Here is a 15,242-nt window from a genome sequence, read left to right as displayed (position 1 = left end):
TAATATTTTTAAATTTTATTTGATTTTACAATTTTATAGGTTGCTTGCTTGCCCAAGTTATCTTGAACCCTTAAAAAATAGATTCCTTCGGTTAAATGACCTATATAAATAGATTCAGTTTCAGGATGAGATTTTATGATGGATATACCTAAAATATTAAAAATTTCTATATTACTAAATTTTAAATCTTGAGCGTTGGATAATTTAATAAAATCTTTAGTTGGGTTTGGATAAACTCGAATATTGTTTTTAATATATGCATCATTTACCGAGGCAGTCGCTCCAAATTTTGTGTTTATTAATTCCCAAAGTTCTGGACGAACGCCATCATAATTTAATGCCCACATGCCGACACCTCCTAGGTTATTGGTCAATGCCAAATCGAACTTTTTTGAAATACTTGCTTCATTATCTGTCCATACTTGATTCCAATCAGTACCATCATTCCACGTGTACCAAGGATATTCAAAATCTGAATTCCAAATAAAACCTCCATGAGTATCAGCTTCAGTGACAGTATTTCTATATCTTGTAGAGCTAACATGCGAAATTGTCGCTGATTCAGAAGCATTAGTAGCCGTTGTCCAGTGCTGGCCATAATAAGGTACTGCCAAAATCAATTTTTCAGGTTTATTTACGGTTGGCGTAGCATAAGTTCCTGTTTCAATGGTTCTTTGAACAAATCTTTTCCATGATGTGTGATGTGTCAAAGGAGCAATGGGACCAGAATTAGTACTGCTTGCAGACGTATAGTCGTACGCCATCACAATAAGATAGTCTACACTATTTACCAAATCATCCATAATCCATCCGCCCCAATTTACGGCAGGTCCGTCAAAAGACACTTCTTTACCGGGAAGTTCGGCATGAATATAAGTCGTTAAATTTTGCATCATCGTATTTAATTCTGCACCTCTGTGAGCTGATGTCATGCCTTCAAAATCCATATTAACGCCATCCAAATTATACGTTTGGATTATATTTTTAATATTGGCAAAGAATATGGTTTGCTTAGCAGGATTAGTCATCATTTCCCAGGCTACGGCGTCTGCTCCATCTGTGCCACCAAAGTTAACTACAGACATTACAACTTTAACACCTTGGGCGTGTGCTGCGTTAATTTCTGTTGCCCATGGCCAACCTGGGGGCGTATTTATAGAAGCATCCAATTGTACTAAAAAGTCAAAACATGCTAAGTGTGATAGTAAATCGTACCTAATGTTGGCATGTGCTCCATTACTTTGCTCCCAATAGGGCAGAAATCCAAAAACCATTTTATTCAAAGGCTTAAATTTCCTTTTTTGTAGGCTCGTGATACTTTCTCCTTTATTTGAAGATTCCATATAGCTATTACTTGAACTACCAAATTCTTCCTTTTGTAATTGGTGAGCCCCTTTTAATAATGACTCCTGTGATAACACATCTTGACTTACAAGTAGTCCAAAAATAATGTATACTAGTATGAGATATTTTTTCATTTTATATTGTTTGTTATTTAACCTGATTCCTATATGTTGTATCGATGCTAATCCGTGATTTTAAAGTTATTGTTATGCTGGAACTCATCATTTATAGACGTGGGCAACTTACCAATAGCTTCTTTTTTACCTAAAATAATTTGGGCTGAAATATTTTGAGCCAATTCTGAATTTTCATAAGAGATAATTATTCCATCGATATTTCCAAGCGAAACGTCTTTTAAACTATACTGACTCGCAAATACATTTAAAATGACTTTGTTATTTTTTGAAATATTCTCAATCAGATTTTTATCTTCTTTAGATATAGCTTCAGTCTCTCGGTAATTCAAGCGATGATATCCAATGATAACTTTATCATATCCCTTAAGTTCCTTTAATATCTTTTTATGAGAAACATCTGAAACTTCGTAGATACTAATACCTGATTTTAGTTCAGATAAAAAAGCATCAGAATCGCCATCTCCCAATTTTAGTAATGCTATTTTTTCTTTATTATTTGCGTAAATTGGTAAAATATGTGCTTCATTTTTAATGACGGTAATGGCATTGCTAATCGCTTCCTCATTTAGAAGAAGATTGGTGTCTCCATTTAAATCTTCTATCAGTCCTTTTAATTCGATAGGTTTAAATTGATTTAAATGAACGTCGTATTTAGCAGCAAGTATTTTTTTTACCGAATATGATAACCGTTCCTCTGTTATTTCATTGTTATCGTAAGCTTCTATGATTTTTGAAATCGCTTTTGGAGCGTCTTCTGTAAATAATAGCACATCATTACCTGCTTTAAATGCCGCTAAGTCTATATCTCCCGGTTCTTTATAATTCGCAGCACCTTTCATGTTTAAAGCATCTGTAAAAATCAATCCTTTATAGCCAAGTTGTTTTTTTAAAATATTTGAAACAATTTTATAAGATAACGAAGACGGCAACCCATCGGTAGGTTCTAAACTTGGCACATTTAAATGTGCAACCATAACCCCTGCAACTTCTTTTTTAAATAATTCTTTGTAGGGATAAAGCTCCACAGCATCAATTCTTTCTTTTGAAAAAGAAACTGTCGGCAAAGCTTTATGGGAATCCATATCTGTATCGCCATGCCCAGGAAAATGTTTTGCACAAGCCAACACACCCTCACTTTGCAACCCTTCAGTAAATGCAAGTGCTTTGTTTGTAACGTTCAACTTATCTTCTCCAAATGACCGCACCCCTATAATGGGATTTTTTGAATTTGTATTTATATCAACCACAGGTGCAAAATTTAGATGAACTCCTAAGCGTTTACAGTGTTTCCCTATTTGTTGCCCTATTCTTTTTATTAAATCATCATTTTTTATCGCTCCCAAGGTCATATTATATGGAAATCTAGCGGTACTATCTAACCTCATATTCAAGCCCCATTCGGCATCCATACCAATCAATAAAGGCACTTTGGCCATAGATTGATAACTGTTTATTAATTTAGTTTGGCGTACTGGCCCTCCCTGAAAAAATATGAGTCCACCAATATTGCTATTTTTAATAAGGTTTTGAATGGAATCTATATGGCTGTTATCTCGATTTGAATATGTAGCCACCATAAATAATTGTCCCACTTTTTCTTGAATAGACATATTTTTATAAATACTATCTACCCATTGAGTCTTCGGGTTTTTATTCGTAATACTTTTTTTACAACTATAAGATAAAAACCCCAATAAAAATAATGACAGGATACCTATTACTGTGATTTTATTCATTATTTAATTAAATTATATGCGTCAATTGCTTTTCTAACACTTTTATGTTTTAGCAGTAATTTATTTGCCGTTTGCTCATCAATATTAAGTTCATTGATAATCATTCTAACACCTCTGTCTACAAGTTTTTTGTTTGAAAGCTGCATGTCTACCATTTTGTTTCCCTTCACTCTTCCCAACTTTATCATAACCGTTGTAGAAATCATATTCAATGCTAGTTTTTGAGCGGTTCCAGCTTTCATTCTGGTACTTCCAGTAACAAATTCAGATCCAACTATCAATTCAATAACATGGTCGACTTCTAATGATAAAGGGGAATTCTCATTACAAGTAATGCAAGCTGTAACGATATTATTTTCTCTTGCCTTTTTAACCCCTCCAATAACATACGGTGTGGTGCCTGATGCTGCAATTCCTATAAGGACATCATTTTCATTAATATCAAATTTTTGTAGATCTTCCCATGCTAATGTGGTATCGTCTTCAGCGTTTTCTACAGCTTTTCTGAGTGCTATCTCTCCCCCAGCAATTAATCCAATAACCCAATCATCTGTAACACCATAAGTCGGTGGGCATTCAGATGCATCAAGCACTCCCAATCTACCACTTGTTCCAGCTCCTATATAAAATAAACGCCCCCCTATATTCATTTTACTATGAATGATATCTACTAGTTTTTCAATGGAAGGAATAGCCTTTTCAACTGCGTAAGGAACTGTTTTATCTTCGGCATTCATATTTGAGAGCAAATCTAATGTCTTCATTTTTTCCAAATCATTATAAGATGAAGCTTGCTCGGTTGTTAGGTTGTTGTCCATATTAATTAAAATTTTATATGCTTTGTATTATTTCCACAATACACAATTGTTTAGGTTGAAGTATGAAATCTATTTTAACTTTTCCATCGGTGTATGTTGTCAAAAAATTTTCTCCATCCTCATTAATAATATTGATTTTACCAGAAGCAGAAAGTGCATAGTCTTTCGTATCCATACTAAAATCAACACGATAAGGATGGTCGCTAATACTTGCTATTGGGATTCCAATTTGATTATCATCAGATTTCCAAGCTCCTGAATATATTAATGGATACTCTTTTTGAAATGTGGTTACCGATTCTCCTGTTTTTCCTGCATAGATTGATAATCTAGACATATGTAATTCTTCTTTTGGAAATTCCATAACTGGAGGTCGCAAGAATTTTCCATGCAACAAATATTTTAGTCCTCGATATCTAACCCTGGCCAGACTTAATAAGTAATCTATTTCTTCTTTTCGTTCTAATGACAAAAAACTTTGATAATTAGAAATTGTTGGTTGCAAACCCCATACAAATGATCTGGCTTGCTCCATTAAAAATTGTTTACTATAACTCTCGTCTAAAAGTTTTAAAGGTTCTTTTGGCGCATATTCTTTAGGCCAAAGTTCATCATAAGGCGGAATAAGAAGAGATGAATAATTCCCATAAGTAATAGCGAATTGATGATACACAGCCTGAAAAAATGGTATGGGCTCCCAGCCACTATCACCTGCATAGCGTTCCATACTCACCTGCAAGGTTAAAAAAGCATCTAGATAAGGAAGCCATGCCTCACTTACACCTTCGCCAGCTAAGAATATATCTTTTCCCTTAGGAAACTTCGAACGAATTTGTTGGGTAAGTATAGCAAAGTTTTTTAACCAATAATTACCGCCTCCAACATCATGCCCATGGGTATCGTCATAACATAAAAAACTAAAACAAGCTTGATCCATATATACACCATTAGTTTGGTAGGTATTTACAGCCGTATCACATAGAGACGTATATCTATCTTTCCAAAATTGTGTACCCATACACATAGTGGTTAAAGATTTACCAGTAAATACGTTGTACAAATGCGTGTTTAAATTTCCGTTTATATCTTTCACGGCATAGCGTTCTGCATGTTCTTCTTCCCAGCTTTCAGTATTAGTTCCCCACTGCATTTGATTCATGTAAACAATAGCTCCAACATCTTCTTTATGTGCAGATTTCATCGCCTTTATAAAAGATTCTTCACCTTCTCTAGGCGGAAAATATTCCGGAAATCCATCATCGTAAGAACACCCATGCCACCAATGCCAAAAAACATTTACAGGTAGGCCAAGTTTTTGTTTTAAATCTTCAGCAGGTTTAAGGACATTATCAGACTCACCTCTATTCCATTCCCATAAAGCAGTTTTTTCTAAACTCTGGGGAGTTAATCCTTTTTTAAATCTACTTTCTGATGCCCATTTTTGTTTTGAGCCCCATTCTCTATATATATCGGCTGCACTTATCCAATCGCCGTCAAAAGAACCTATTATGGCTTCATAAGGAGGGCTATAACTCTTTGCCTCTTTATCTATGGAAGGATAATTAGCTATTTTATAGGTTAGATTATTAATGCTATCTAGTGTGTATGAAAAACTTTTTTTATAAGCTAAAGAATCATTACAGGATGTATACAATCCGAATTTTTTAGAATCATTGTATAATGCAATACATTGCATTGACATTCTACCTGGATACTCCCATTGGTATTTTTTTTCTTTACTCTCTAATTTTAAAAGTCGATCTCTTGGATTCTTTGCTTTAACACCCATCCAATTCGGTACAGCCAAATTTTCATCACCTAAATCTTTAATCCCACTAATTATAGGAAATACTACTTTACTTATTTTTTTACCTTTTGTGCCTTCAACAGTTATTTTCCATGATGACATGGTTTTGTCTTTTTCAAGCTTAATGTTTGCTATAATTTTAAAATCTTCATTTTTAATTTCTTTGAACTTATCCCAAGTTAAAACCAAATTGTAGGCGTCTCGCTTTTCAAAGTTAAAATCGGAAGCATTTGTCATATCAATGGTTTTAGTTTCTGAATTATTGAATAATTCAACTTCCCAAAGGGATACAGGAACACTTTCCGAATCAAGGAAATTATATGAATTATCTATATTTCGAAAAACAAGTAACGCTCCAGTATGTGCATCAAAACCGAGTTCTATCTTACCATTTTCTATGGTTATATTTTGTTCTGAATGAGTTTGCTTGCAAGCGAAAAAGCAAAAAAATGCCATACAGAAATATAGTATTAAGTGTATTTTGTGCTTTTCAGTTTTCATTCTTTCTAAATATTATTTTATTGTTGGTCTATCAAGATTCACCGATTTATTATCCCTAAAAATAATGAGGCATAAAACAGTTAACAATGCGTTAACAAAAATGTTCATAAATCCAAAATCAAACTCATACCAGATGATGAAGTAATGATTTAAAAAGTACGTCAATATTGGCATTAGGATACATATAAATGGAACTGCGGCATCTTTTATCTTTATTTTGGTAAAAATCCCAAATAAATAAAGTCCCAATAAGGGCCCGTAAGTATAGCCTGCTACTTTAAAGATCATTGAAATAACATCGCCTTTACTTTGAGAAAAAAGCATAATGATTGTAAAAATTATCACTGAAAAGCCAAATAAAACACGATTTTTTAATTTCTTTTTTTCTTTTGAACTTTTATGTTGAATATCTAAAAAATCATGTGTAAAAGATGTTGTTAAGGCTGTTAAGGCAGAATCCGCACTTGAAAAAGAAGCTGCTGTTATTCCTAAAATAAAACTAACACTGGCAATAGTTCCAAAATGATTTAAAGAAAGCATCGGAAACAACGTATCGGTATTAATAAATTTTCCATTTTCTATATCCAATCCAATGCCAAACTTTTCAGCATATAAGTACAACATAACACCCAATCCTAAAAACAGAAATTGAGTAATTGCTAAAATTAAGCTAAAGGTCAAAATATTTCTTTGAGCTTCTTTTTTGTTTTTACATGTTAGCGTTTTTTGCATCATATTTTGATCTAGACCAACCATGGCAACGGCAATTAGAACCCCAGAAATAAATTGTTTAAAAAAGTTGTTTCCCGAGTTAAAATCCCAATTAAAAATTTTAAAATATTGATGGTCAACAACGGATGAAATTGTTTCAGAAAAGCTTAAATTCAATGAGCTCTTAACTATATATATAGTGACTCCTACCGCCATTAATAAGAAAAATGTTTGAAGTGTATCTGTCCAAACAATTGTTTTGATACCCGACTTATGGGTGTAAACCCATATTAGGAAAAGTACAATAAGTACCGTTGAAAAGAAGGGAACTCCTAGAGCATCAAAGACAGCATACTGTAAGATTTTTACGGCAAGCAACAATCTTAATGCTGCGCCAAATGATTGTGATATTAAAAAAAATAATGACCCCGTTTTATAGGCTCTAATTCCAAATCTAGTTTCTAAATAGGTATATATAGAAACTAATTTTAAATCGTAATAAATAGGAATAAGAACATATGTTATAAATACATACCCAACCACGTTCCCAAAAACAAACTGTAAATAATAAAAATAATTGGTACCAACCATCCCTGGGATTGAAACAAAGGTGACACCAGATAATACCGCCCCAATCATTCCAAAAGCAACTATTTGCCAAGGCGATTTTCTGTCGCCCGTGTAAAAGGACTCATCACTTGAATTTTTTGAAACCACATGTGATATCAACATTAACACCCCAAAATAAGATGCTATGATTATTAAAATTAGTGTTGCGCTCATTTATGTTATTTCTTTATTTTCAATTACTTTATTAGGAGCCAAAATAGTTAGTGATTGCTCTTTTAATCAGTATTATTTTTTAATAAATTTTTATTTCGTCAAGTTTTAATTTATAGTCGTCTAAACATTCCAAAGCATCTAATATTTCTAGTGGTTCATTATTTACTACCCAATGTCTCAATTTGTCAGTTCCATTTATAATATCAATTGGTTCATGAGTGTAATTATACTCATAAGGAGGTTTTTTCCATTCAAACGCTTCTCCTAAATTATTATATAACTCCCGCATTAATAATTGTCCCACGCGCCAAGGCTTGAAAGTGGATTTATTGGTTACATGAATTTGAAAACCGCCACAAACTTCATTCTCCTGTTTTTGAAAAGTTGGCAGAAATGTGATGGGTCTCAATTTAAATCCTTCCAGTTGTGATTTTTTTATGACGCTTGCCAAATGATTTTCATAAAATGAAAAAGGTTCAATTTTTGGATGCCCAACAATTTCCAAAGACTGCGTAGTACCTCTTCCTTCACTTAAAAGGGTTCCTTCAAATAATACAGTTGCTGGAAAAATTAAAGGAGTGTCTGTCCTTGCAATATTTGGTGAAGGCAAAAGCCATGGCAGTTCAGTATCTTCAAAATACATATCACGTTCCCAATATTGCATTTTTATCACTCTTAAATTTGTTTGATTTTTAGTCCAAAATTTTTGATGCATTAATGCTACTTCACCAATGGTCATGCCATGGCGCACAGGAATAGGATGTCTCCCGATAAAAGATTCAAAATCTGACTCTAAAATATTTCCTTCTATTTCAATTCCGTTAATGGGGTTAGGTCTATCTAAAACAATGACCTCAATGTCTTTATCAATACATTTTTCCAGCAAAAGGGTAAGTGTGTAAATATATGTATACATTCTGCATCCTATATCTTGTAAATCGACAAACAAATGATCAATTCCTTCAAGCATTTCATCTGTTGGAATTCTTGTTTCAGAATACAAAGAATATACAGGAATATTAAAGTACGGGTGTATGCAATGATCTGTTTCAATCATGTTGTCTTGAGCATCCGTTGCAAAACCATGTTGAGGTCCAAATAATTTTACAAAACGCTCTGAAAATAAATGCTTAAATTTAAGAGCAGCGTGTGTATAGGTGCTATCAACAGATGCGTTATGGCATAACAGTGCTACATTCCCTTTAAAAGTTTTTTGTAGTTTGCTGTTAGCAGCCAATATATCGAGACCAGTTTTTACTTTTTTCAAAACAAATGACTTAAGTTCAACAAAATATTTTTAAAATAAGAGGTGAGAGTCATGCATTGATTTCTCTCACCTCTAGAATTAAAACTAACTCAAACTAATTTAAATTCATAAAAATTTTGATGAGGATTTATTAGATGTATTATTACCTAGCATCTAATTTTCATCCCACCACATTCGGGTTAATAAACCGTCACCTCCTTGTTGCGCAATGGCTGCTTCTACCGCATCTGGATTATTTAATTTTTCAGAACCTGGATATGGCAATCTTCTTGGTATTTTTCCGTCAGTAAGAATATTTGCAACATCTGCGGGAACCAATACAGGATACCCTGATCTCTTCCAATTTGAGAATGTCTCTAAACCATTGCCAAAAGTGGCTACCCAATATTGCTCGTTAATCATTTTTAATGCTTGAGCTGGCACAAATGGATTTGCCGTTAAGTAATCATTAATTTGGGTAAGTGTTATATTTACACCATGCCCATAAAGAGATAAATAATCCATTGCCGCCGTCACCCCAGCGTTATAGTGAGCTTCAACATTCCCACCTGCTAATCCCCAGCGTTCTGCAGCTTCAGCTAGCATAAATTCTACTTCAGCATAGGTCTGGAAGAAAAAAGGTGCATCATAAATAATAATTCTAGATAAATCGCTTAATTGTCCTCCGAAAATGTTGACATTTGGTTTTGAATTTGCAGCAGCTCGGGTAGGGTCATTAATATCTTGACCAAATTGTAATGCTGGATCTGTATCACCATCTGTAGTTGAACATAATACAGAAACACGTGGGTCATTTCTATCTTTCATAAAGTCCATAAATGTTTTAGAAATTTTTACTTGCCTATAATCTCTTGAAGTAAAACATTTTGTAAGGGGATTAACGTTGGGACCACCATCATTTGCAGAGTTTTCATATTGTGTATAAGCAATATCGGCATTACTTGTCATAACACCACCATTAATGGCTTTAGTTGTCCATGCCTGTGCTCCAGCTTCATCAACATTAACCATACGCATAGCTAAACGTAGCATTAATGAATTGGCAAATTTTTTCCATTTTAGAACATCGCCACCATACAACAAATCAGCAGAACCAAACGAGCTAGCTCCACCTGAACTTAACGTTGCAGCAGCACTTTCTAAAGTTGCTAACATATCGGCATAAATATCACTTTGCTTGTCATATTTAGGGAAACGAATACCCTCTAAAAACCCTTTCCCAGCTTCGCTATAAGGAATATCTCCATAGGCATCTGTAATTCTACTAAATATAAGAATTCTCTGTATTCTGGCTATAGCCAAATCTGTAGCAGCGGTAGATGCATCACTGGCCTCTAATTGAGCTTCTAAGTCTACAATATTCTTAACCGTAGTTTTAAATTGTTCCTCAAATAACCAATGGGTGTTCCCTTCTTTGTACAGAAATGAAATATATGATGTATTATTAAGATGTTGAACATTTTGCATTAAGTGAATAACATTCCAAAATAAATAAGCAACATAGTTACTACCTCCTGTATATAGCTGAACGTATGTCAACTTTGTTGATGGATCAAGTTGTGTGGGCTTTGTAGGATTAACATTAAGTTCCTCAAAGCCATTATCACACGATCCAAACGATAATACTATTATAACTAGTAAAATAAGTGTTTTTTTCATTTTCTTTTTTTTAAAATTTAACATTTACAGAAAAACCATAGCTTCTGGTTGATGGAATCCCAAATCTCTCTATACCTTGCGAGTTAAGATTATTTAGAGCTGCCTCCGGATCTACATTATCAATATCTTTTTTGATAAAGAAAAGATTTCTACCAATTACTGATAGTCTTAAATCTTTAATAAATATGTTCTTTAATATGTTCTGTGGTAAATTATAAGATAAGCTTAATTCCCTAAACTTTATAAAATCCGTACTGTATACAAATTCTTCAGATATACCAGCACTTTCTTCTCCAATAAAACCATAGTAGGTTCTTAAGTTCTCAGGCGCCACTGTCATAGTAAATGGGTCGCCTGTGGCGTCATCAACTCCTGACACAACTAAACCATTCTCGCGCCCTTCAAGTGTTTTTTTGTGCAAGCCTCTTAACATCAGTTCTCTATTGGTACCAGAGTGTACACTACCACCAAATTTAGCATCAATTAAAAATCCTAATGACACATTTTTATATCTAAATGTATTAGAGAATCCCATGGTGTAAGGCGCCACACCTTGTCCTAATATTTTGTTTTCCCCTTGTATGGGTTTTGGTACAGAACCTGTAATATTATACATGATATTTCCGTTCTCATCTCTTTTATAAGATGAACCCCAAATAACACCATAATTTTCACCTACAATATGAGAAATAATAGCGGTTCTAGATCGTGTTTGACTGCCATCAACATTAATAGGTGTATCCTCATCATCGGTACTTATAATTTCACTATCATTATAACCTATGTTGAATGACGTATTCCATGAGAAATTTTCATTTTTAATCGGTGTACCCCCAATTAATAGTTCTATTCCTTTATTTTCCAGTTCACCTATATTTAGTATTGATGAAGTAAAACCAGATGATTGAGAAGCTGCTGCTCTAACAATATCATTTGTTGTTTGATTTTGGTAATAAGCTACATCTAAATTAAAACGATTGTTAAAAAATCGACCATCAAAACCTACTTCAAATTCATTTTTTTGAAATGGTATTAAGTTTGGATTAGGTATGGAGTTTCCATTTAACTGTCCAAATGATTGACCTTGAAATGAACCAGTAACCGCATAGTCTAAATTTAATGCATAGGCATTTCTTGCACCACCTGCTACCTGCGCGTAACTTGCCCTTATTTTTGCATAGTTTATTGATTTAGGTAAATTCAACGCTTCGTTTAATAATAAACTACCGCTTAATGACCAGTAAAAGTCATTGTTTGGTGTTGTTTTACCCGGAAAAGAGAGTGTAGAAAACCAATCGTTTCTTCCTGTATATGTTAGGTATAAGAATTTACCATAATCTACTTCAAATGAACCATATAATGAATTCGTTTTTGTTTTAAAGTAATTATTATCAGGTTCTGGTAAAGTGGTGTTATTAATATCTTCTAAGCCTATTACAATAAAACCTCTACCAAGTGCACTTAACTGTTCAAAAGTTGATGTTCTGCTATTTCCACCAATTATAATATTTGTTGAAATTTTATCTGTTAGCGCTTTATTAACGCCCAGCATAATATCAGAATCAAATGACGTAAAGGTCGATTTACTTTGAGACATTTGACCACCAGGACGATACGCTGTTCCAAAAGGGGTTACATTTCTTCTAGAGAGATCATAGGTGTCAATACCTGCTCTACCTGTTGCATATAACCAATCTGTGATATCATATCTTAACGTGGTCGATACAGTCAACCTGTTTTTCTGATCATCATTATTAAAATCATTAACCGCCCAGTATGGATTTGAAATAAACTGACTTGGCTGAAATAAAAGCTCTGTTCCTTCTTCATTAGAACCAGGTCTTAAATCATTGATATCCAAACTTCCCGGCAATACGAAAGCAACCGTGTTTGCGTTTCCTGGAGTATCACCAATATTAATACGATTATGGACTTTTTCAATAACATATTTTGCATTAACTGTAGAGGCTAATTTTGGATTTATTTTTGCAGAAGCATTTAATGATAATGACTTCCTGTTTAACGTTGAATTAGGGAAAATATCTTTATTTTCTAAATTAGAAAAAGAAAATCGATAGCTTAGATCATCACTTCCTTTAGTTAAAGCAAGCGTGTTTATAGCTGTTGTTCCAGTATCATAAAATTTATCTAGATTGTTACCCATATATGAGTAAGGTCTTCTAGCACCATCCCAATTATAAACCAGCGAACCATCATAACGATCACCCCATGATTGCAATGAGCTAACAAAAGAATCATCAACAGCAAGAGCAGGATCTGTTATTTCTACTGCATTGTTATTTATATCATATTCATAACCAGGTCTTAGCCTATTATTACCTTGTCCATACGAAGTTTGGAAATCCTGAAGATCGGTGTTTATTCTATCAAAGGTATAGGAGCTTGAGTATTCAATTCCTAAACTTCCTTTGCCCTTACCTGTTTTTGTAGTAATCATAATGACACCATTAGAGGCCAATGAGCCATAAAGTGCTGCCGCTGAACTACCTTTTAATACAGATACTGATTCAATATCATCTGGGTTTATGGTAGATATATCATCACCACCATCTCCTGTTCCATCATTAGTCGGACCAACAACAGATCCATTGGTATTGTTTATAATAGGAATACCATCAACTACATAGAGAGGCTGATTGTTACCCGTCAATGAACTTGCTCCCCTAATAATAATTCTACTAGATCCAGCTGCTCCTGTGCTACTTGTAGAAATATTTACACCCGCAACCCTACCTTGCAACGAATTAACAGCACTTGCAGTTTTTACTGTAGACAATTCATCGCCATCTACTTGGGTTAAGGAATACCCTAAAGCTTTGGCTTCTCTTTTAATTCCCAATGCCGTAACTACGACCTCGTCAAGGCTAGTAGCATCTTCCTCTAATGCCACATCTACTACTTGACTCTTACCTGTCAATGCAATTGAAGTCGTTTTGAAACCAACAAAACTAAAACTTAAGACACTTCCTTCCAATTGACTTCCAGAAATCGAGTAGTTTCCATCAAAATCAGTAACAGTCCCATTCGTAGTGCCTTCAATGACAACATTTACGCCTAACAAAGGAATACCACTTCCTTTATCGGTAACTACACCCGAAATAGTGGCTGATTGCGCAAAAGAACTCTGCACAAAAAGCAACACTACCAGAGTGACTAATTGCAAATAATAATTTTTCATATGAGTTATAGTTTTAGTTAATGAATATAAAAATATAAATAAAAAATAAAACACGCAAGAAATATGCATTAAAATGCATGTTTTATTTCATAATGTCGAAAAATTATTCGAATTACTTGAATTCTGCATGAAGTAAATCATATTTTTATAAATATTCTATTTTTATACAGAAAATAACAAATAACCCAATAGACAGCTATATGAGCTAAAGCAAATAACAATGAACCGTTCATATTGCCAGCAATTGGAACGAATACTTGACTATACAAGTATTGGTATCCTGATATCGTGCTATCTTTAAAAGGTATTTCAATTAAATAACTTATTGTTTTTACATATAAGCCGGAAAACACAAAAATAAAGAGTGGGTTAGTTCCAAAATGTACAAAAGGTTTTGCCCATTTGTTATACCCCTTAAAATCAATAACATAAATTAATAGAGCCAAAAACAATATTGCTAAACCCGCAGTATATAAAACAAAGGAACTCGTCCATAAAGCCTTGTTAATTGGAAACAAAAATCCCCATGCAAATCCTATTACGGTTAATAAAACACCATAAAGCACTAATTTTTTTATTTTTAATAGAATTCCCGTTTCAAGACTTATAAATTGCCCAACAAGGTATCCAATTATTACCGTTGCAATCGATGGGATGGTTGATAATAGACCTTCAGGATCAAAAGGAATCCCAAAACCTTTATATATATGCTTTTCTCCAAATACAAATAAATCAAACTTTCTGACAATATTTTCATTTAATGAATATGGATTTTCTGCCGAACAGAAATATAACAAAGACCAGTAACCTAAAACAATTAACCCTAATACAAATAAAAGTTTCTTTCTTTTAAAACTTAAACAAATAATGGCTCCAAAGGCATAAGCAATAGCTATTCGCTGCAAAACCCCCATTACCCTAACCTTCTCAAAATCAAAAAAGGGATACAAATTAAGCAAAAAACCCAATAGAAAAATAATGGTAGCTCTCTTAAGTATTTTAAATAGGGTTGTTCTAGATAGTTTAGTTCCATACTTTTTAAAGGAAAACCATGCAGAGACACCTACTATGAACAGAAAAAAAGGAAATACCAAATCTGTTGGTGTGCATCCATGCCATTCTGCATGCCTAAGTGGTGGATACACATAAGCCCAACTACCAGGAGTGTTAACCAATATCATCAATAAAATGGTTAAACCTCTTAAAACATCTAAAGAAATTAATCTGCCGGATGTGCTCATAATTTTATATTTTTATCGAAGTTTTTAGAAAAGCTTGTT

The 15,242-nt window shown here is 33.6% G+C and carries 9 protein-coding genes; all 9 read right to left on the bottom strand.

Annotated features, from left to right (window positions below; translation table 11 throughout):
• Window positions 1-8: 8 nt before the first annotated feature.
• The 9 genes from FAF07_RS08910 to FAF07_RS08870 all read right to left on the bottom strand — a co-directional run bounded on the left by FAF07_RS08910 (window position 9) and on the right by FAF07_RS08870 (window position 15,203).
• The gene (locus FAF07_RS08910) at window positions 9-1,478 is read right to left on the bottom strand and encodes a glycosyl hydrolase family 18 protein (RefSeq protein ID WP_142784776.1); all 1,470 of its coding nucleotides are present in this window, start codon (window positions 1,476-1,478) and stop codon (window positions 9-11) included.
• Window positions 1,479-1,525: 47 nt separating this feature from the next.
• The gene (locus tag FAF07_RS08905) at window positions 1,526-3,217 is read right to left on the bottom strand and encodes a glycoside hydrolase family 3 protein (protein ID WP_142784775.1); all 1,692 of its coding nucleotides are present in this window, start codon (window positions 3,215-3,217) and stop codon (window positions 1,526-1,528) included.
• Window positions 3,217-4,035, bottom strand: coding sequence for an N-acetylmuramic acid 6-phosphate etherase (gene murQ / locus FAF07_RS08900; protein ID WP_142784774.1), 819 nt, complete (start codon window positions 4,033-4,035; stop codon window positions 3,217-3,219). Before murQ ends, FAF07_RS08905 begins: the two co-directional genes overlap by 1 nt.
• 13 nt (window positions 4,036-4,048) lie before the next feature.
• Window positions 4,049-6,298, bottom strand: a complete 2,250-nt coding sequence (locus FAF07_RS08895) for a DUF6259 domain-containing protein (protein WP_142784773.1) — start codon at window positions 6,296-6,298, stop codon at window positions 4,049-4,051.
• Between the two features lie 57 nt (window positions 6,299-6,355).
• The gene (locus FAF07_RS08890) at window positions 6,356-7,837 is read right to left on the bottom strand and encodes a sodium:solute symporter (RefSeq protein WP_142784772.1); all 1,482 of its coding nucleotides are present in this window, start codon (window positions 7,835-7,837) and stop codon (window positions 6,356-6,358) included.
• Between the two features lie 79 nt (window positions 7,838-7,916).
• Window positions 7,917-9,104 carry an exo-beta-N-acetylmuramidase NamZ family protein gene (locus tag FAF07_RS08885; RefSeq protein WP_142784771.1) on the bottom strand — a complete coding sequence of 396 codons (1,188 nt, stop codon included), beginning with the start codon at window positions 9,102-9,104 and terminating at the stop codon, window positions 7,917-7,919.
• A gap of 153 nt (window positions 9,105-9,257) precedes the next feature.
• Window positions 9,258-10,763, bottom strand: a complete 1,506-nt coding sequence (locus tag FAF07_RS08880; RefSeq protein WP_142784770.1) for a SusD/RagB family nutrient-binding outer membrane lipoprotein — start codon at window positions 10,761-10,763, stop codon at window positions 9,258-9,260.
• A 10-nt stretch (window positions 10,764-10,773) separates the two neighbouring features.
• Window positions 10,774-13,962, bottom strand: coding sequence for a SusC/RagA family TonB-linked outer membrane protein (locus FAF07_RS08875; RefSeq protein ID WP_142784769.1), 3,189 nt, complete (start codon window positions 13,960-13,962; stop codon window positions 10,774-10,776).
• A gap of 137 nt (window positions 13,963-14,099) precedes the next feature.
• Window positions 14,100-15,203 (bottom strand): acyltransferase family protein, encoded by a 1,104-nt coding sequence (locus FAF07_RS08870; RefSeq protein ID WP_142784768.1) that lies wholly within the window; start codon window positions 15,201-15,203, stop codon window positions 14,100-14,102.
• Window positions 15,204-15,242: the final 39 nt, after the last annotated feature.

Source organism: Changchengzhania lutea (genome assembly GCF_006974145.1).
GTDB lineage: Bacteria > Bacteroidota > Bacteroidia > Flavobacteriales > Flavobacteriaceae > Changchengzhania > Changchengzhania lutea.
The sequence above is the reverse complement of the archived record's forward strand: the minus strand, read 5'-3'. Positions and strand labels throughout refer to the sequence as shown.